This window comes from Acinetobacter sp. (genome assembly GCF_041919735.1).
Classification (GTDB): domain Bacteria; phylum Pseudomonadota; class Gammaproteobacteria; order Pseudomonadales; family Moraxellaceae; genus Acinetobacter.
The window spans coordinates 41,260-59,445 of sequence record NZ_JAYRTF010000005.1 but is presented as its reverse complement, the minus strand read 5'-3'; the positions used below and the strand labels follow the sequence as shown (position 1 = coordinate 59,445).

Genomic DNA, 18,186 nt, shown 5'->3' with positions numbered 1-18,186 from the left:
CCTTCGGGCGGCTTTTTTATGACTTGTGATTAGATAAAATAGTGAGGGATCTTAAAAATGCTATATCTGAGCGAGCGCCAATTATTGGTGATTCGAAACCTTGATCCGTTAAATGCATCCAAATTTGAATATAATTCTAAGCGATGGAGTAATCTGCATCCAGACTTGAAATCTGCTGCACAAAATTATTGTGATGATGATATTTCAAGGGAAGATGTGATTGAAAGTTTTAAAAATTATTTTGATCAGAAAGTTGGGGTGGAACTTCCTTTTGTGCTGACAATGATTTGGGGTTTTGCTGATACTGGCTATGGCACATATAGAACCAATAAATATTATACTGCAGAGAATATAAAGCGAATGCAGTCAGCTTTTATGCATGTAAAAGAGGAGAATATTCAGCAAGCATATAAAATATTAAAATCGATTAAAGGATTGAATATTAGTTATATTTCTAAATTGCTTTATTTTTCAACTCGCGCTTTGGGGCACTCAGATTACTTTTTAATATTTGATATCCGAGTTGCTCGGTCATTAGTCAGATTGAGTTGCCCGCCAACACTGGTAAATTTAATTGATGTGAAACCCTCTGATAAATTTGAACATTACCGTCAGTACAATGCCCAGATGCATCAATTGGCGCAACAGCACCAAGTTAGTGCTGAAGCGCTAGAAATGTATTTATTTTTGTATGATGAATAGCATTATGTTTTACAGCTGATCTTCCTTATCTTCATGCTTTGGGTGAAAAGCGCGGCGGCGGGTGCGTTGCCAGGGTAAGGGGCGGTTCAGCGTTTCAGGCACATCACCGCTCATGGAGCGCAGGCGCAAGTGCAGCGCAGCCTGTGCAATCAAATTGGCTGATACAGGCGCAGTAATGAAAGCCAAGAGCGTCAGCAGCAATTCTGCAAAACCGAAACGGCCATGAAATGCCGAAAAAATAATGGCGGCGATTAAAAAACTGCCGAGCCCTAAGGTGCTGGATTTGGTTGGCGCATGCAGGCGCATGAATAAATCGGGCAGGCGCACGATCCCGATCCCGCCGACCAGCATAAAAAATGTGCCGATAATGAGAAAAATTGAAACAGCAATTTCCATAGCAAGCTGCATAGCGTGTGCTCCTAATCAATCACATGGCCGGTGGTAAAGTAGCGCGCCAGCGCCGCTGTCGAAACGAAGCCGAGCATGGCCACCAGCAGCGCGCCTTCAAACATTGATGTGTTGACCCAATAAATGCCTAAGATCACGACCAGGCAGGTGGCATTCAGGAACAAGGTATCCAAGGCCAGCAAGCGGTCAACAATGGACGGGCCGATAATCAGGCGGATCAGGCACAGCAGCATGGAAATGGTAACTGCGCCCAGGCAAATCGCCAGCGCATAGGGCAAGATGGTCATGACTGCTCTCCGGATTGGGCGCCAAAAATCTGCATCAGCGGTTTTTCATAACGGTCTTTAATATTTTGAATTTCAGCCTCAGCATCATCGGCGCTTAAAGCATGCACCAAAATATCACCGCGCTCTTGATCAATGCCGGCTGAGACCGTGCCGGGGGTGGTGGTGATGATCATCGCCAGCAGGGTATTGACCTCTTCATGCTGGGTTTCCAGCGGCACGCGGAACCATTTCGGATGCATGTTGTGCATCGGCCCTAGTACCAGTTTAGCCACTTGAAGGTTGCAGACAATGATGTCCCACAGCACGACAAAAAATAACCGGATGGCGGGCAGCCAGGCAATATGGGGGGTCTTGGTGATGAACGGGCTGACGAGGCGCGGGATCAGAACCGCGAGAATCAGCGCCATGATGACCGCGCCCGCGTCTAAGCTGTGGCCAAGCATCAGCCAGCTGAGGCCGGCAATCACGGAAACCAGCGGGTGCGGGAACCAGCGCTCTAAGAATGAATGCTTTTTCATTTATTGCGCCTCCATCGGTTTCAGCTGCGTATTTGCAGCAGGTTCATCCTGCAGGTTCTGCTGCTGCATTTGACGCTTTTTATAGTCAGAAATATGCTCGCCATTTAAGGTGGCAGGCGCAATCAGCTGCGGAATTAAATGCGCATTGGGATCCGCGGTTTCACCGCCATATTTGGTTTCCGGCAGGTTTTCCGGATCAAATGGCTGCACGCTGATGACTTGGCCTTCAGCATCTTTTTTCAGCAGCATGCCTTCATACATCGAATTATCCTGCATCTGCTGCGCAGTATTTAACACGTATTGATAAATCGGCGCCGCGCAGGCCATATAGGCAATCAATCCGGCCAGCAGCATATAAACCGCATGATCATTGCGTTTCGGCGCAGCAGGCGGCAGCGCTTGATAGGCTGCATATTCGGCGGTATCCGGATCATCTTCCGGCTTGGCTGCGCGCCAAAAGAGGATAAAGCCAACCCGTGTCATGGCAATGATGCTGAGCAGGCTCACGGCCAATACCGTGAGGATAATCAGCAATTGGTATGGTGATGAAGAGGTGGCCTGCAAAATAAAGACTTTGCCCAAAAAGCCGCTGAATGGCGGCAGGCCTGCCATCATCAATGCGATAATAAAATAGATCAGGGCAACGGTTTTCTGCTGTTTCATTTGCGGCGCAATTTTAAAGTGGTCTTTAAACTCACCGCGCTGTGACGTAATCCAGCCGCAAAGAAGATAAAAGGCTGCGCCTGCGACAGTGCTGTGCACCAGATAATACAGGCCGGCTGCCCATGCTTGAGTATTGAAGAGCGAGATGGCGATCAGAATGGTGCCGATCGACGACAGAATCATAAAGCCGACAAAACGGCGCAGGCGTTCTGCGCCGATGGCGCCAATGACGCCATAGACGGAAGTGATCAAGCCGATTGGCAGCAGCCAGTTCTGCAGGATTTCACGGCTGACGGCATCATCAAAGACGGTGCCGTTGACGCGCAGAATGGCATAAATGCCGACTTTGGTCATGATGGTAAAAAGGGCGGCGACCGGTGTTGTGGCCACAGCGTAAGTTTTCGGCAGCCAGAAACCGACCGGCAGCATAGCAGCCTTAATGCCAAAGACCACAAACAGCAGCAGCCCGCCGGCAACGGCCAAGCGGTGCTGATCGGCTTCCAGCAAAGGCATGAGGCGCGCCACATCAGCCATATTCAGGCTGCCGACACTGCCGTAAATCAGGCCGAGGCCGATCAGGAACAGAGCAGAAGCGAGCAGGTTGATGGTGACGTAATGAATGCCGAGCTGAAAACGTGCTTTGCCTTGACCGTGCAGCAGCAGCACATAAGACGCCATCAGCAGAATTTCAAAGAAGACGAACAGGTTGAATAAGTCGCCTGTTAAAAAGGCGCCGCACAGGCCCATCAGCAGAAAATGGAACATGGCGTGGAAATAGCGCCCGCGTTCATCCCATTCTTTGCTGGCATACCACATGATCGGCACAGCCAGGCCATAGGTCAGCACCAGCATGAAAGCCGAGAGCTGATCCAGCACCAAAACAATGCCGAAAGGCGCGGCCCACTCGCTGAGGTTATAAACGCTGATTTGACCGGAACTAGCAAAAATCAGGTAGCTGATGGCAGTGCCGAGCCCCAGCAGAGAGGAAACAAAGCTGATGCCGCGGCGCCATGGCTGGCGCCAGTCATGCGCCAGTGAACCGGAACCGGGGTTGCCGAGCAAGACTAGAATAAAGGCGGTAAATGCAGGAATTAAAATGCTGAAAATGGGCGTATGCTGCGTCCAAAATTGGATGAAGTCATTCATTATGGCTCATCCTCCCGCGGGTCAATTTGCGGTATTTCTTCTTTGGAGTCGACATGGTCCGTTCCTGATTCAAAGCGGCTGCGTAACGCCAGCTGCACAATAAAGGCAGTGGTGGCAAAGCCGATCACAATGGCGGTCAGCACCAGCGCCTGCGGCAATGGGTCGGTCGATTTGGCGGTTTCAGTCAACACCGCCGGAGCATTGATTTGAATGCGGCCCATCGCAAATAAAAACAGATTCACGGCATAGCCGATCATCGATAAGCCCAGCACGACGGGGAAGGTGCGCGCTCGCAGGATCAGGTAGATGCCTGTGGCTGTCAGCAAGCCAATGGCCGTCGTCAATAAAAATTCGATACTGATCATGGCTTATCCTCTGGGTACTGGGCCAGACATGCTGGAGTGTCGGGAGTCGCCCAATACTGAAATCATCAGCATGGTGGCGCCGACTACCGTGGCATAAACGCCAAGATCAAACAGCGCTGCGCTGGCTAAATGCATTTCTCCAATCAGCGGCGGATGGACATAGATATGCGCGCTGGTCAGGAATGGACGTCCCCAGAACCATGCGCTGACACCGGTCAGCCCTGCTGTCACGAGGCCTGCGCCGATCCAGATTTCATACAGGCGGCCGGATTTTGCGTGAAGCAGGCGTTCGGCCTGGTCTTGACCTAAAGCAATATACTGAATGACCAGCGCTAAAGAGGTAATTAAGCCGGCAATAAAGCCGCCGCCCGGCAGGTTATGGCCGCGCAGGAAAATATACAGGCTGACCACCAGCGCCAGCGGCAGCACCCAGGATGCCGTGATCCGGAACATCAAAGGTGAAGGATTGAAGCGGTAGGTGAGGCCTTGAGTAATTGTTGTGCCGTGGGCGCGCATGCCGTCCATCAGGCACAGCGCGCCAATCGCGGCGATGCCGAGTACGGTAATTTCACCAAAGGTATCGAATCCGCGGAAATCCACCAAAATGACGTTGACCACATTGGTGCCGCCGCCCAGCGGAATGGCTTGCTGGATAAAGAACCATGAAATTGAATTATGGTCACGGGTCAAAATCAGCCAAGTCAGCCAGGCAATGCCGCCGCCGCCGGCAATGGCGATGATCGCATCACGCCAGCGCCGTGAGACGCTGGATTCATACGGGGTCAGCTGCGGCAGCAAGGATAAGCTCATCAATAAAAGCACCGTGGTTACCACATCGACCGTAATCTGCGTCAGGGCTAAATCCGGCGCAGAGAAGCAGATGAACACCATGGTCACTACAAGCCCGACGGCACCGCTGATCAGCACGGCTTTGATGCGTTCATGATGGAACCACAGCATCATCCAGCAGGCGGAGAACAGCAGCAGCCACAGCACAATGGCAATCGCCGGCGCATGCGTCAGTTCCCGCGTGCCGGTGCTGATGCCTTGTGACAGCAGCGGCCAAGCGGTGAGCGCGATGCTGAATAAGACAATCCACATCAAATAGCTTTGCAATGAGCCATTTTCTGTTGCCCGTTTGAATTTGCGTGAATTGATCAGCAGATGCTTCAGAAACAGGTCAAATAAAATCTTGCCCTGCAGTTTTCCTAACACCGGATCGAGGTCAATGCTGCGGATGCGTCCGCCTTTGGCCAGCGCAAAATAGAAGATGCCTCCGCCCAGCAGTGCAATCGCACTCATCAGCAGCGGAAGATTAAAGCCATGCCAAAGCGCGATATGCGCGCCTTCAAAGGCAAAGTTTTGCGTGCTGGCCTGCGCGGTGCTGTTGACAATATTCTGTATCAGCAGGGCAGGGAATAGTCCGACTAAAATGCACAGTACAGCCAGCAATGTGGCGGGCGCACGCATGCCGAACGGCGGTTCATGCGCATCTTTATTCGGCACGTCTTTGCCGAGCGGGCCGTCAAAAAATACCCCATGCACCAGTCTGACCGAATAGGCAACGGCAAAAATCCCTGCAAAGGTTGCAATGATTGCAGACAGGATCATCACCGGACCAGATAAGTTTGCGAGTAGCTCGGTAAAGAACATTTCCTTCGACAAGAAACCATTGGTTAATGGTACACCTGCCATTGAGGCTGCTGTGATCATGGTCAAGGTTGCGGTAAAGGGCAGCAGCTGCCACAGGCCGCTGAGCTTGCGCAGATCACGGGTGCCGGACTCATGGTCAATAATGCCGGCGATCATAAACAGCGCCGCCTTGAATGTGGCGTGGTTAATGATGTGGAAGATGGCTGCAGCCACCGCCAAAGGCGATCCAATGCCCAGCAGGCAAACAATCAACCCTAAGTGGCTGATGGTGGAATAAGCCAATAAACCTTTTAAATCTTCTTTAAAGATGGCGAAGAATGCCGCCATGCAGAGGGTGAGCAGGCCGACAAAAGTCACAATATTGTGATACAGCGCTGCGCCGGCAAAAATCGGCAGCAAGCGTGCCAGCAGGAAAATCCCTGCTTTCACCATGGTGGCGGAGTGCAAATAAGCGGACACCGGTGTGGGCGCCGCCATGGCATTGGGCAGCCAGAAATGAAATGGAAACTGCGCGCTTTTGGTGAATGCGCCCATTAAGATCAGCAGTAAAATCGGCACAAATAAGGCATGGTTTTGGATTTGCTCACGCATGCCGAGAATCTGGTCAATTTGATACGTTCCCGTGACTTGGCCCAGCAGAATGAATGCGCCCAGCATGCAGAGGCCGCCCATGCCGGTAATGGTCAGCGCCATGCGCGCGCCGCGCTGCGCCGCTTCGTAATTGCTCCAATAGCCGACCAGCAGGAAAGACGAAATGCTGGTCAGCTCCCAAAACACCAGCAGCAGCATTAAATTATTGGAGAGGGAAATGCCGAGCATGGCTGCCATGAACAGCATCAACAGCAGATACAGCTTGCTGAGTGAGTTTTTCGGACTAAGATAATAGTAAGCGTAGATATAAATGAGTGTGCCGATGCCGGTGATCAGCAGTGAAAACAGCAGGCCAAGCGCATCGAGCCGGAAGCTGAAATCGAGGCCCAGCTGAGGAAGCCAAGCCCATGTTTGAATCACAGTTTGCCCATTAAAGACAGCTTTTGCTTGAGTCAGGAGCAGGATCAAACTGCTGAGGCTGACTCCAATGGCCCCTAAGGCGGTTGCTCCGCGGGAGAATCGCTTGAGCCAAGAGACTAAAAATGTCCCCAGCAGCAGCGGTAACAAGATAATAATCGGCAGCACACTCGTATCCATTGTGGTGATTAGGCTAGGCCTAGAGTGAATCTTTATCTTTCAAGGATTGCAGGACGGCAAGGAGCCATCCAAAATGTTCAATCTTGAAAGCCAATGTGTTTAAAAATATAAATTTGCTGTGTTGCGCAGCATGCAAATGATTGCAAATTCCGATTCTATAGCGAAATTTGCAAATAAAACCGATCATATTACAGGCAAGACGCAACATCAATCTTTTTTGCACATCATTTCGTCATTATATCCCGACTGCAGGCCGCTGTGGGGCTAAGGCTTAAACAGTCTGATGAAGTTCTGCAATTATTCAGTAAAATCATGACGGACTGACTAAGGTCAGCAGATTTAAAGCTGATGATTGGGGTTCGTGCTGGGATTGCCGTCATTTAATAAGCGGATCAGTTCCTGCTGCTGTTCCGGATTCAGCTGTTCCTGAATCTGCAGCAGCCACGATTCTGCACTCGGCATATTTTCTGCAGGCTCGATCAGCACAGCAGGCGGGCTTTCCGCTTCAGCCGTTAAGCTGTCTTCTGAATAAAGGGAAGCATAAATTTCGTCAAACTGCTGCTGCGCGCGATCGGGCTGAAGAGGGATGAGCTGCTGATTTTCCAGCTTTAAGCATTGATAGGATGCGGCGTGTTCCAGCAGTTCAGGGCGGTTGCCGGCGGCAATAATTTGCAGCCGAGGGAAAGCCTGATGCAGGCGGGGCAGAATGGCTTCCGCCATATTCTGATCCAGCTGATGGTCGATGGCGTCAATCAGCAAAATCCCTTCGCCTTCTTCACATGGATAGAGGCTGGCGGGATTGAGCAGGCACATGCGCCGGACAATATCGCCGATCATTGCGGTTAAATTGCGGATGCTGTTGGACAGCTGGATAAATTGCAGGGTTTTGCCCTGATAGTGGACCATCAGCTGCAGTTTGGGGTGATATTGCAGATAAATGTTGCTGAATTCAGGCAGCACAATGGCCAGCGCGCGTTTCAGCGATTTCAGGGCCGGCGCGTGAATCTCTGCATGCGCCTGCGCAATGCGGCTGGCTAAGAAGTCTGGCGGCATGCTGCCTGAAGCGGACGCCAGATGATTTTTATCGAGAATGTCCTGAACGATTTGCGCGCTTTGCGCATTTTCAATATCGCAAATTTCACGGAACCATTCAAAAAAGCGGCTGAAGGTGGTGAACGGAATCGCGGAAATTTCATAGGCATGCGCCGGCTGAAAAATTGCCGGATTGTTTTTATTCAGCAAATTCACTTCATTGACAAAGCGCTCTGCGGGGTAATAGGCAATCAGCGGCAGGCCCAGCAGCGGGTCGTCTTTTAAGGCGCGCTGATAGCGGGCAGCCAGCTCTTCCAGCGGCTGTGTTTCGGCTTTGCTGATGCCGATGCCCTGGCTGTTCAGGGTTTTGTACAGCTGCCATGCGCAGGGGTAGCTTTCCGGTTCAGGCGTCTGCAGCGCAACGTTTTGATCAGTTTCTGCCAAATCCTGCCGGCTGGACAGCGGGCCCAGTTCTGCAGGATAGCTGATTTCAATATCAATTTTCGACTGCAGCCGGTTCAGCATAATGTCATGATCCAGCATGACGACGCCTGCGGTACGCAGGTCTTTATAGCGCGCGGCAAACCAAGTCAGCGCCTGATAGGTGAAGCGCAGTATGGAGGTTTTTCCTGAGCTTTGATCGCCCAAAATCAAGGTGATGGGCGGGTCTGAATATTGGAATTCAGCATGCAGGTCAGCAAAGTGCAAGGTGTGCTTAAGCTGGATCGATTTGACTTTCATAACTCACCTTCAGCTGCTGATTATTTGATCGCTGGCGGCTTAACTGACGGCACGGCGCAATGACTGCGGCATTTCGCGCTTGAGCTGCTGCATCAGATCATAAATATGGTGAATGTTTAAGCTTACTTTAGCACGTGTGCAGGCCACGTAAAGCAGCCGTAACTCTTCGTCACTAATTTTATAGTCTTTCTCGTTCAGCCTGAATTGGTAATCATCTTCAATGTGTACGCGTTCCCATTCCAAGCCTTTGGCTTTGTGTGCTGTAGAGATAATGTAGTCGGCTTGGTCAATCGGGGTGATTTTGGCCAGCGCGCGTTTCAGCGGGTCAGTGCCGTGATCATCGACCAGTTTCACCAGCGGCTTAATGTCGCTGCCGTCATTGGTTTCGCAATATTCATGCACATCATGCCAGGAATTGAACCAGGCCAATTCAGGTACATCGGTGACGCGCTTGCCTTGCTTCAGCATCGACGCCGCATCGACAAAGCGGTTCAGTTTGGCATGATCGGCCTGCAGGCTGACTTTTTCGCCGTGCACCAAGCCTGCCAGCAGCAGTTCCATGGCGCGGGCGTTGGTGCGGCAGAGAATCGCATCACGCTGTTTGGTGTGCGGCTTGTTGACCACTTTGGAATTCATCAGCGGATTGCCGAGTAGCGGCACTTTTTCATTCAGCGCGCCTAAAATGGCATTGGCATTCAGCGCGATTTCTTCGCCAAAACGGAACGATGTGGTGAGGCGGGATTCCGGCAAAGGCAGCTGCTGCATGGCATTCACTGCGCCGCGCCAAGCATAAATCTGCTGATGCGCATCGCCGACATAGATGACTTGCGTGCTGCGCTGCTTCAGCAAAATTCCCAGCATCAGCGGGTCAGCATCCTGCGCTTCATCAAACAGCACATAATCGGCGGGGATATTCGGTTCGGACAGCGCCCAAAGCTTCAGATAAATATCATGCCCGATGCCGGCTTGATGATGCGGGTCAATCGATTCCAGCCAGCGCCGTTCGACCGCCGGGTAAAGGTGCTTTTGCAGCGCGTCGATATCATCCGGATGCAGCCAGCTCGGCGCCTGCAAATGGCGCGGCGCGGGATACTGCGAATTGGTTGAGCAGAAATGGCTGACGGCATTGGCCACCAAACTGGCGAGGCGGGACGGCATCAGCACATACTGCTCATAGCGCCCGCCCATCATGCGGCGCAAAGTAATCGGCGCTAAACGGTATTCTTTGGCAATAAAGCTTGGGCTCAGGCGCGGCAGGCGCAGCTTGTCCGTGACTCCACGTGGAACACTGCGAAAAGCCAAAGAGTGAAAGGTGCGGCAGTCGACATTGCCGTGAAATTTCTGCTGCGCTTCAGTGGCAATGGCTTTGTTGAAGGCCAGATACATGCCGCGGCGCTGCGGCATGGCGTCACTGATCATTTGCAGGGTAGTGGTTTTCCCTGTGCCTGCATAGGCAATGACTTTAAACGATTTTCCGAGGCGAGCGTTATCGATGGCAGTGGCCTGCTCATAGGTCGCGCTCGGTTTTTTTTGTTCAGTCAAAGCGGTATGCCGGTTCAGTGCGCGCGGCTGGCTTTTTCAGCCAGACCGGATAAGCCTTGGCGGCGCGCCAATTCATTCAAGACCAATTGCGGGTCAAGGTCAAAGTAGCCCAGCATCACAATGGTATGGAACCACAGGTCAGCCACTTCGTAGATCAAGTCATTTTTATTGTCTTCATTCGCTTCAGATTTAAAATCTTTGGCGGCAATAATGGTTTCGACGCTTTCTTCGCCGACTTTTTCTAAAATTTTGTTCAAGCCTTTGTGGTACAGCTTTGCGACATATGAGGAGTCCGGATCTGCCTGTTTGCGCTCCGCCATCATTTTGCCTAAATAATCCAGCACCTCGACCTGTTCAGACTGCGCATTTGATGCATTCATGGCCAGCGTATGCGGGTTTGCGGACTTTTCACCGTAGATTTGGCTTGGGTCTTTCAGCTGCGCATCGACAATTTCCCAGCCATTTGCGGTGAGCTTGCGGTAGAAGCACGATTCACGGCCTGTGTGGCAGGCAATGCCGCCGTGCTGTTCAATTTGCAATACGATGACGTCTGCATCGCAGTCAAGGCGGATTTCATGCACGGTTTGGAAATGGCCGGATTCCTCGCCTTTATGCCACAATTTTTGACGTGAGCGCGAGAAATACACCGCCTGATTTTTTTCGGCAGTCAGCGCCAGCGCTTCACGGTTCATCCACGCCACCATCAAAATACGGCCAGTTTGATGATGCTGAGCAATAGCAGGCACTAAGCCTTGTTCGTTAAATTTTACTTCATCGAGCCATTGCAGATTGTTCATGTGGATTGCACCCAAAATTGTTCAAATAGATAAATTGCGCTTAAAAGCGCAAGGCATAGTGTACGGCATCAGGCTGGAATAGAGGAGCTAATTCTTAAGCAAATTTTGAAAGGCGGCGGCCGTCTGTCGCTTTGCTGGGAGTTTCCATTGGATCAGCCGGGCGCTGGCCAAAAAAATAAGCCCGTGGATTGGGCTTATTTTGCATTTTAAATGTTCCGGATTTTACCAGTGTTCGCCAGGGAACAGGCGGGCATAGGCTTTCTGCACCCAGTTCAGTTTTTGCGGCTGGCCGACAGAAGCTGAAGAGCTTGGAAACAGGTTGTAGCCGATTGACATCAGTTTGTTGTTGATGTCCGGCGCAATGGAATAGGTAATGGATGCAAGGCGGCCCAAATTGGTTGCCACTTTTTTCGGGCGTTTCACAATCGCGTAGGCAATCAGGTCAGCCGCCTGTTCCGGCGACAGGGTCGGCACATATTTATAGATTTTGGTCGGCGCGATCATCGGGGTGCGCACCAAAGGCATATAAATAGAGGTGATGGCAATTTTATGCGAGTGCACTTCGGCAGACAGGCAGCGGCTGAACGCATCCAAAGCGGCTTTAGAGGCGACATAGGCCGAGAAGCGTGTGGCATTGGCCAAAACGCCGATTGAACTGATGTTAATGATATGGCCGTCACGGCGGATCATCATTTGCGGCAGGATATTCATCACCAGGCGGATCGCGCCAAAGTAATTCAGCTGCATGGTGCGCTCAAAGTCATGGAAGCGGTCTGTTGATTCGTGCACTGCACGGCGGATTGAGCGGCCGGCATTGTTGATCAGAATATCGATATGGTCGACGGAAGCCAAAATCTGCTTGGATACTTCATCAATAGAGTCCATGTCGTTCAAATCGCATGGAAAGACTGAGGCCTGTCCGCCTTTGGCTTCAATTTCGGCTTTTACTTCGTCCAGTGTTTCTTTGGTGCGGGCAACCAGCAAGACATGCGCGCCTGCATCCGCTAAGCGGTGCGCTGCTGTTAAGCCGATGCCGCTGGACGCGCCGGTAATGAGGACGACTTTGCCATTCACTTTTTCTTTAAAGCGTTGTTCTAATCTTTGTTTCACGTTCAGTTCCCTATTCACTCAATTTTATTGTATTCATTTATCGGCCCGGCAAGGCATGCTGCAGAGCGGTATTGGATTCGCCGTATGATAGCGGATTATTTAAAAAAAGCTATATGATAAGTAATTGATAATAAAATAATATTTAGAGCTTTTACTCTAAATTAAAATCCTTGATTCACTCATTTTTAACATATAAATATGTGAAAGAGAAGATGTTTTATCTGTGAAAAAACAGTGCGCATTGCGCTGATGCGCAAAAAATAATTTTTGTAATTTTGACGGACGGATCAGGCGAGCTGAACGCAGTTTTTCTACTTATTTTAAACCCGCACTTAAGCATGGTTTTGACGGTTTTTTAATGTGCATGCATGGATGCTTTTAAATTGATGCAAATTGAAATGGAGCGTTCTGATGTCAATTCCAAAGTAAATGATAATTTTGAATTTCAGGATTATCTGTAAAATCATCGCGCTTGAGGTAAAAAACCGGCCGTTCTGACGAAAGGCCGGTGAGAATCAGATGCAGTTTGAAGGTATTTAAGGCTTGCTTAAACAGCTGCCAAAGCCTGTTCTAAATCGGCAATTAAGTCATCAATATGTTCAATGCCAACCGATAGGCGAACCATGTCGATGCTGACGCCGGCCGCTTTCAGCTCTTTTTCGTCCAGCTGGCGGTGTGTGGTGGTGGCTGGATGGCAGGCCAAGCTTTTCGCATCACCGATATTCACCAAACGGGTGAACAGCTGCAGGGCATCAATAAAGCGGGTGCCGCCTTCACGGCCATCCTGTACGCCAAACGATAAAATCGCAGACGGTGTGCCTTTGACGTATTTTTGCGCCAGAGCGTGCTGCGGATGGTCTTTCAGTCCGGCATAGTTCACCCATTTCACTTTTGGATGCGCCTGCAGGTATTCAGCTACTTTTTGTGCATTATAGGTATGGCGCTCCATGCGCAGATTGAGTGTTTCCAAGCCTTGCAGGATCAGGAATACGCTGAGCGGGCTGATGGCCGCGCCGGTATTGCGTAAAGGCACCACGCGCGCGCGGGCGATGTAGGCTGCTTCGCCCAAAGCTTCAACATAGTTGACGCCGTGATAGCTTGGATCTGGGGTATTCAAAACTTTAAAGCGTTCTGGATATTTGCCCCACGGGAATTTGCCGCTGTCGACAATAGCGCCGCCAATGGTGTTGCCATGACCGCCAATATATTTGGTCAGGGAGTGCACCACGATGTCTGCGCCATGCTCAAAAGGCTTCAGCAGGGCAGGTGTTGCAACGGTGTTGTCCACAATCACCGGCACGCCGTATTCATGTGCAATTTTTGCAATGGCTTCAAGATCAATAATATTGCCGAGCGGGTTGCCAATCGATTCAACAAAAACCAGCTTGGTTTTTTCATCAATCAAGCCGCGCAGCGCTTCCGGATTTTGATAATCAAAGAAACGCACCTCAATGCCCTGTTTCGGCAGGCTGTGGGCAAAAAGGTTGTAAGTGCCGCCATACAGCGTGGAAACAGAGGCAATATTGTCGCCTGCTTCAGCAATGGTTTGAATGGCATAGGTAATCGCAGACATGCCTGAGGCTAAAGCCAAAGCGCCAATGCCGCCTTCCAGCGCAGTCAGGCGCTGTTCCAGCACAGCTGTGGTCGGGTTCATGATGCGGGTATAAATATTGCCTTGAACTTTTAAATCAAATAAATCTGCACCATGCTGCGTATTGTCAAAAGCGTAAGATGTTGTTTGATAAATCGGCACGGCCACTGCTTTGGTGGTTGCTTCTGGGCTGTACCCTGCGTGAATCGCTAAAGTTTCATCTTTATAAGTCATGAGTGTGCCATCTAGGTGAGTTGGTTAATGAGGCTCTTATTGCATCAGTCTATCATTTTGCAATATGAATAAAAGCAGTCATTCAGGAAAAGAAAATCGATTTTATTCATATCAATGCGTTTAATTGCAGCCAATCCAGCAGATTAGAGTGTGCAATACCGCGTTTAAAAAATAAACACCGCCTTAGTTGTAACAAACTATGGAAGTTCTTCAGCATTTCTTATGTTTTCGGCGCTTTTATCGTATAATGCTCCGATTATTTTTTCGCTCAATTGAGCTGGGACGCTTTTGCTGTCCCGAATCTGGTTTTTCTATTGAGGAGTCCTGCGTGGCCCAATATATTTACACGATGAACCGTGTGTCGAAGATGGTTCCGCCGAAGCGCGAAATCCTGAAAGACATCTCTTTATCATTTTTCCCAGGCGCAAAAATTGGTGTGCTTGGTCTAAACGGTGCAGGTAAATCGACTTTGCTCCGTATTATGGCGGGCGTAGATAAAGATTTCTCTGGTGAAGCGCGCGCTCAGCCGGGTATCAAAATCGGCTATCTTGAGCAAGAGCCGCCGCTGGATCCAAACAAAGACGTCCGCGGCAACGTGGAAGATGGCCTGCGTGAACCGCTGGATGCCTTAGCGCGTTTGGATGAAGTGTTTGCAGAGTATGCAGCTGAAGATGCTGACTTTGATGCGCTTGCCAAAGAACAAGAAAAGCTTGAAGCGATTATCCATGCTTGGGATGCGCACAACATTGTGAACCAAATGGATCAAGCGGCTGCAGCTTTGAACCTGCCGGCTTGGGATGCGGATGTCACCTTGCTTTCAGGCGGTGAACGCCGCCGTGTAGCGCTGTGCCGTTTGCTACTGTCTAAACCGGACATGCTGCTTCTTGACGAACCGACGAACCATTTGGATGCAGAATCGGTTTCTTGGCTGGAACGCTTCCTGAAAGACTTCACCGGCACCATCGTTGCGATTACGCATGACCGTTATTTCTTGGATAACGTGGCTGAGTGGATTCTGGAGCTTGACCGCGGTATGGGCATCCCGTATCAAGGCAACTACTCTTCTTGGCTGGAGCAGAAAAATGCCCGCTTAGAACAAGAGAACAAGCAGGAAGAATCGTTTGCTAAAGCATTGAAAAAAGAACTGGAATGGGTTCGTTCAAATGCCAAAGGCCAGCAAAAGAAAAACAAAGCGCGTATGGAGCGTTTTGAAGAGCTTAACTCGCGTGAGTTCCAGCAGCGTAACGAAACTTCTGAAATCTACATTCCGCCTGGCCCGCGTCTAGGCAACAAGGTGGTAGAGGTTGAAGGCATCAGCAAATCATTTGATGGCCGCTTGCTGTATAAAGATTTGACCTTCACTGTGCCGCCAACTGCGATTGTCGGTATCGTGGGTCCGAACGGCGCAGGTAAAACGACACTGTTCCGCATGATGACAGGCGAACAGCAGCCGGATACCGGTACGGTAACGCTGGGTGAATCGGTTAAAGTGGCTTATGTCGGTCAGATTCGTGACACCTTGGATAACAACAAAACGGTTTGGGAAGAAGTTTCCGGCGGTTTGGATATCCTGCGTATCGGTGAATACGAAATCGCATCGCGCGCGTATATCGGCCGCTTTAACTTTAAGGGCCAAGATCAGCAAAAACGTGTCGGCGAATTGTCAGGCGGTGAGCGTAACCGTTTGCAGCTGGCGAAAATCCTGCAAATGGGCGCCAATGTGATCTTGCTCGATGAACCGTCAAACGACTTGGATATTGAAACATTGCGTGCGCTTGAAGATGCGATTCTGGTCTTCCCAGGCACTGTAATGGTGGTATCGCATGACCGCTGGTTCCTTGACCGTATTGCAACACATATCTTGTCATTCGAAACTGAAACGCCTGAATTTTTCACCGGCAACTATCACGAGTTTGAAGAGTACCGCCGCAAACGCGATGGTGATGACTTGGCAACCAAACGTCAAAAATACCGCAAAATTGGCAGCTAAACGCTGAAATTGTTTTAAAAAACCAGCCTAAGGGCTGGTTTTTTAGTGCTGAAAATTAGTGCCAGGCGTCTGGATCTCCAGCGCCCAATACTGCTGCTATCTTGATGGGCGAGAAGCGTATATTGTTCGGCAATCAATAAAATTTTAGGCTGAAGATGATCCGTTTTGACAAGCAAGATGATTTTTTCATTTTGAGAAGTTGGTGCTGTCTTGCTGGGGCGTTGCAGGCGGGCAATAACATGGCGAGCAACAGCGCAATACTCTGCTGAAAGTAATGGGGTATTTTAATTATTTGAATGTAGAATTTTAAGAGCTGCATTATAGCGAAAAAAGCTTTGGTTAAGAGCCGGCAGGCTCAGTTCAGGTTAGTTGAGATTGCTGTCTAAGCAGAAAAAACTTTACGAAAGTTTAACCTTTTGCGGGCTGTTGGAATGGTATTACATTCATTTCAGTTGCTAAGCTAAGCTGCAGCATCAATTCAGGAGTTGTTATGGCGGAACATCATGGGCATGACCACGGGCACAATCATAGCCATGCTGTAGTGACGGAAGGCAATGCCAAAAAACTGACTTTTGCGCTGATGCTGACAGTCACCTTCTTGATTATTGAGGTGATTGCAGGCTTTATCACGCAGAGCTTGGCGCTGCTGTCTGATGCGGCGCACATGTTTACCGATGCGGCGGCGCTGGCGATTGCGCTGGCGGCGATTAAAATCGGCAAATTGCCAGCAGATAATAAGCGCACTTTCGGCTACCAGCGTTTTGAAATTTTAGCCGCGCTGTTTAATGCCTCCATGCTGTTTATGGTGGCGGTTTATATCCTGTATGAGGCTTACCAGCGTTTCAGCCATCCGCCGGAAATTCAAAGCATGGGCATGCTGATTGTGGCGGTCATTGGGCTGATCATCAATCTCATTGCCATGCGGATTTTATTTTCAAGCTCGAAAGACAGCCTGAATGTGAAAGGGGCTTATTTAGAGGTGCTGAGTGATGCCTTGGGCTCAGTTGGCGTGATTATAGGCGCGGCGCTGATTTATTTCACCGGCTGGATGTGGGTGGATACGCTGATTGCTGTGTTGATCGGCTTTTGGGTGCTGCCGCGAACATGGATTCTGCTCAAGCAAAGCATCAATATTTTGCTGGAAGGGGTGCCTGAAGAAATTGATATTGAAGAATTGCGCAATGATCTGCTGAATTTGCAGGGCGTAGAAAGCATCCATCAGCTGAAAGTTTGGGCTATTACGTCAAAGAATGTGCATTTAACGGTGCATTTGCTGGCGCCTTGCGCGGACCGCAATGCTTTATATCAGGACGCTTTGGAAATGCTCAGCCATAAACACGGCATTACTGAGATGACGCTGCAGATTGAAGACGATATCTGTGCGGCGCATGAGCACCGGCACGGAGAGGATGCGCACGCACATCATGCGGAGCCGGATCGCGCTCCAGAGGAATCACATCAGCATTGATGCTGATGTGATGGCTGTTTAAATTTCCCACTCATGGCTGCATTCGCGGCATTTCCATTTCTTTTGCGATTGCATGAAACCCTGCATGGAGATTTTAAAGTCAGGCAGGTCGCGGTAAAACAGAAAACCGGCAATTACGCAGACCATAAATACAGCGACAGTCGCCATTTGCAACGTTGTGCCTGCGCCATCACCAAAAATCCACATTGCAATGCTGATAATCACCAGCAGCAGCAAAACAAAGATGGCAGGAATTAAAAACACCAAGCTTTTAGGCACCACTGGACGCGCTGCTGGCTCGCCTGCTTGAGCAACAGGCATGATTTTAGGGCTTTGGCATTTTGGGCAGCGGTATTGCATTGCAACTCCATAATTTTAATGTATCGCTTATTTTAATCACAATGACGCAGAATGCAAAAATGCTTGATGAAAATAGACGGCTAACATGGATGGCTGCTTGCCTGAGGCAGTTTTTAGGCAATAAAAAACCCAAGTCGCAATGCTTGGGTTTTTTATCATACAGCGTTGATGCCATATGGAATATGGCGTCCCTACGGGGATTCGAACCCCGGTTACCGCCGTGAAAGGGCGATGTCCTAGGCCTCTAGACGATAGGGACAAGTGAGGCGTACACAGGTAAAACGGATTTTTGGTGGAGTCAAGGAGGATCGAACTCCTGACCTCTACAATGCCATTGTAGCGCTCTACCAACTGAGCTATGACCCCAGTCTGTGTGAGCGCTATATTATGG

At 50.1% G+C, this 18,186-nt stretch carries 15 protein-coding genes and 2 tRNA genes; 3 read left to right on the top strand and 14 right to left on the bottom strand.

What is annotated here, in order from left to right; translation table 11 throughout:
- Positions 1-57 precede the first annotated feature (57 nt).
- Entirely contained in the window at positions 58-702 is a 645-nt protein-coding gene (locus ACE3T3_RS04265; RefSeq protein ID WP_374664400.1) for a hypothetical protein, read from the top strand.
- A 9-nt stretch (positions 703-711) separates the two neighbouring features.
- On the opposite strand, the gene ACE3T3_RS04260 is transcribed toward ACE3T3_RS04265, so the two are convergent.
- From ACE3T3_RS04260 to ACE3T3_RS04210, 11 genes are all read right to left on the bottom strand, one after another.
- Positions 712-1,110 carry a Na+/H+ antiporter subunit G gene (locus ACE3T3_RS04260; RefSeq protein ID WP_374664398.1) on the bottom strand — a complete coding sequence of 133 codons (399 nt, stop codon included), beginning with the start codon at positions 1,108-1,110 and terminating at the stop codon, positions 712-714.
- A gap of 11 nt (positions 1,111-1,121) precedes the next feature.
- Positions 1,122-1,397 carry a monovalent cation/H+ antiporter subunit F gene (locus ACE3T3_RS04255; RefSeq protein ID WP_374664397.1) on the bottom strand — a complete coding sequence of 92 codons (276 nt, stop codon included), beginning with the start codon at positions 1,395-1,397 and terminating at the stop codon, positions 1,122-1,124.
- Positions 1,394-1,915 (bottom strand): Na+/H+ antiporter subunit E, encoded by a 522-nt coding sequence (locus ACE3T3_RS04250; protein ID WP_374664395.1) that lies wholly within the window; start codon positions 1,913-1,915, stop codon positions 1,394-1,396. Before ACE3T3_RS04250 ends, ACE3T3_RS04255 begins: the two co-directional genes overlap by 4 nt.
- Positions 1,916-3,724 (bottom strand): monovalent cation/H+ antiporter subunit D, encoded by a 1,809-nt coding sequence (locus tag ACE3T3_RS04245; protein ID WP_374664393.1) that lies wholly within the window; start codon positions 3,722-3,724, stop codon positions 1,916-1,918.
- Positions 3,724-4,089 carry a Na+/H+ antiporter subunit C gene (locus ACE3T3_RS04240; RefSeq protein WP_374664391.1) on the bottom strand — a complete coding sequence of 122 codons (366 nt, stop codon included), beginning with the start codon at positions 4,087-4,089 and terminating at the stop codon, positions 3,724-3,726. The genes ACE3T3_RS04245 and ACE3T3_RS04240 overlap by 1 nt, the downstream gene beginning before the upstream one ends.
- A gap of 3 nt (positions 4,090-4,092) precedes the next feature.
- Entirely contained in the window at positions 4,093-6,930 is a 2,838-nt protein-coding gene (locus ACE3T3_RS04235; RefSeq protein ID WP_374664389.1) for a monovalent cation/H+ antiporter subunit A, read from the bottom strand.
- Positions 6,931-7,269: 339 nt separating this feature from the next.
- Positions 7,270-8,703, bottom strand: a complete 1,434-nt coding sequence (locus tag ACE3T3_RS04230; RefSeq protein ID WP_374664387.1) for an ATP-binding protein — start codon at positions 8,701-8,703, stop codon at positions 7,270-7,272.
- A 39-nt stretch (positions 8,704-8,742) separates the two neighbouring features.
- Positions 8,743-10,245 (bottom strand): UvrD-helicase domain-containing protein, encoded by a 1,503-nt coding sequence (locus tag ACE3T3_RS04225; protein ID WP_374664385.1) that lies wholly within the window; start codon positions 10,243-10,245, stop codon positions 8,743-8,745.
- Positions 10,246-10,259: 14 nt separating this feature from the next.
- Positions 10,260-11,042, bottom strand: a complete 783-nt coding sequence (gene hisIE, locus ACE3T3_RS04220) for a bifunctional phosphoribosyl-AMP cyclohydrolase/phosphoribosyl-ATP diphosphatase HisIE (RefSeq protein WP_374664383.1) — start codon at positions 11,040-11,042, stop codon at positions 10,260-10,262.
- Positions 11,043-11,264: 222 nt separating this feature from the next.
- On the bottom strand, positions 11,265-12,152 hold the full coding sequence (locus ACE3T3_RS04215) for an SDR family NAD(P)-dependent oxidoreductase (RefSeq protein WP_374664381.1): 888 nt from the start codon (positions 12,150-12,152) through the stop codon (positions 11,265-11,267).
- Between the two features lie 547 nt (positions 12,153-12,699).
- Positions 12,700-13,977 (bottom strand): O-acetylhomoserine aminocarboxypropyltransferase/cysteine synthase family protein, encoded by a 1,278-nt coding sequence (locus ACE3T3_RS04210; protein ID WP_374664379.1) that lies wholly within the window; start codon positions 13,975-13,977, stop codon positions 12,700-12,702.
- A 328-nt stretch (positions 13,978-14,305) separates the two neighbouring features.
- On the opposite strand from ACE3T3_RS04210, the gene ettA reads away from it, so the two are divergent.
- Complete coding sequence (gene ettA / locus ACE3T3_RS04205; protein ID WP_374664377.1) at positions 14,306-15,967, top strand: energy-dependent translational throttle protein EttA; 1,662 nt, start codon at positions 14,306-14,308, stop codon at positions 15,965-15,967.
- Between the two features lie 490 nt (positions 15,968-16,457).
- Positions 16,458-17,435 carry a cation diffusion facilitator family transporter gene (locus tag ACE3T3_RS04200; RefSeq protein ID WP_374664375.1) on the top strand — a complete coding sequence of 326 codons (978 nt, stop codon included), beginning with the start codon at positions 16,458-16,460 and terminating at the stop codon, positions 17,433-17,435.
- Between the two features lie 18 nt (positions 17,436-17,453).
- On the opposite strand, the gene ACE3T3_RS04195 is transcribed toward ACE3T3_RS04200, so the two are convergent.
- The 3 genes from ACE3T3_RS04195 to ACE3T3_RS04185 all read right to left on the bottom strand — a co-directional run bounded on the left by ACE3T3_RS04195 (position 17,454) and on the right by ACE3T3_RS04185 (position 18,161).
- Positions 17,454-17,795 carry a hypothetical protein gene (locus ACE3T3_RS04195; protein WP_374664373.1) on the bottom strand — a complete coding sequence of 114 codons (342 nt, stop codon included), beginning with the start codon at positions 17,793-17,795 and terminating at the stop codon, positions 17,454-17,456.
- A gap of 183 nt (positions 17,796-17,978) precedes the next feature.
- A tRNA-Glu gene (locus ACE3T3_RS04190) sits at positions 17,979-18,054 on the bottom strand.
- Positions 18,055-18,085: 31 nt separating this feature from the next.
- Positions 18,086-18,161 (bottom strand) — tRNA-Ala (locus ACE3T3_RS04185).
- Positions 18,162-18,186 lie beyond the last annotated feature (25 nt).

What these genes read in the sequence shown, in the direction of transcription:
- ACE3T3_RS04255 (WP_374664397.1), bottom strand. Translation starts at nt 1,397, where the DNA reads ATGACCATCTTGCCCTATGCGCTGGCGATTTGCCTGGGCGCAGTTACC.
- ACE3T3_RS04195 (WP_374664373.1), bottom strand. Translation starts at nt 17,795, where the DNA reads ATGCAATACCGCTGCCCAAAATGCCAAAGCCCTAAAATCATGCCTGTT.
- ACE3T3_RS04235 (WP_374664389.1), bottom strand. Translation starts at nt 6,930, where the DNA reads ATGGATACGAGTGTGCTGCCGATTATTATCTTGTTACCGCTGCTGCTG.
- ACE3T3_RS04230 (WP_374664387.1), bottom strand. Translation starts at nt 8,703, where the DNA reads ATGAAAGTCAAATCGATCCAGCTTAAGCACACCTTGCACTTTGCTGAC.
- ACE3T3_RS04265 (WP_374664400.1), top strand. Translation starts at nt 58, where the DNA reads ATGCTATATCTGAGCGAGCGCCAATTATTGGTGATTCGAAACCTTGAT.
- ACE3T3_RS04200 (WP_374664375.1), top strand. Translation starts at nt 16,458, where the DNA reads ATGGCGGAACATCATGGGCATGACCACGGGCACAATCATAGCCATGCT.
- ACE3T3_RS04260 (WP_374664398.1), bottom strand. Translation starts at nt 1,110, where the DNA reads ATGCAGCTTGCTATGGAAATTGCTGTTTCAATTTTTCTCATTATCGGC.
- ACE3T3_RS04240 (WP_374664391.1), bottom strand. Translation starts at nt 4,089, where the DNA reads ATGATCAGTATCGAATTTTTATTGACGACGGCCATTGGCTTGCTGACA.
- hisIE (WP_374664383.1), bottom strand. Translation starts at nt 11,042, where the DNA reads ATGAACAATCTGCAATGGCTCGATGAAGTAAAATTTAACGAACAAGGC.
- ACE3T3_RS04245 (WP_374664393.1), bottom strand. Translation starts at nt 3,724, where the DNA reads ATGAATGACTTCATCCAATTTTGGACGCAGCATACGCCCATTTTCAGC.
- ACE3T3_RS04250 (WP_374664395.1), bottom strand. Translation starts at nt 1,915, where the DNA reads ATGAAAAAGCATTCATTCTTAGAGCGCTGGTTCCCGCACCCGCTGGTT.
- ACE3T3_RS04210 (WP_374664379.1), bottom strand. Translation starts at nt 13,977, where the DNA reads ATGACTTATAAAGATGAAACTTTAGCGATTCACGCAGGGTACAGCCCA.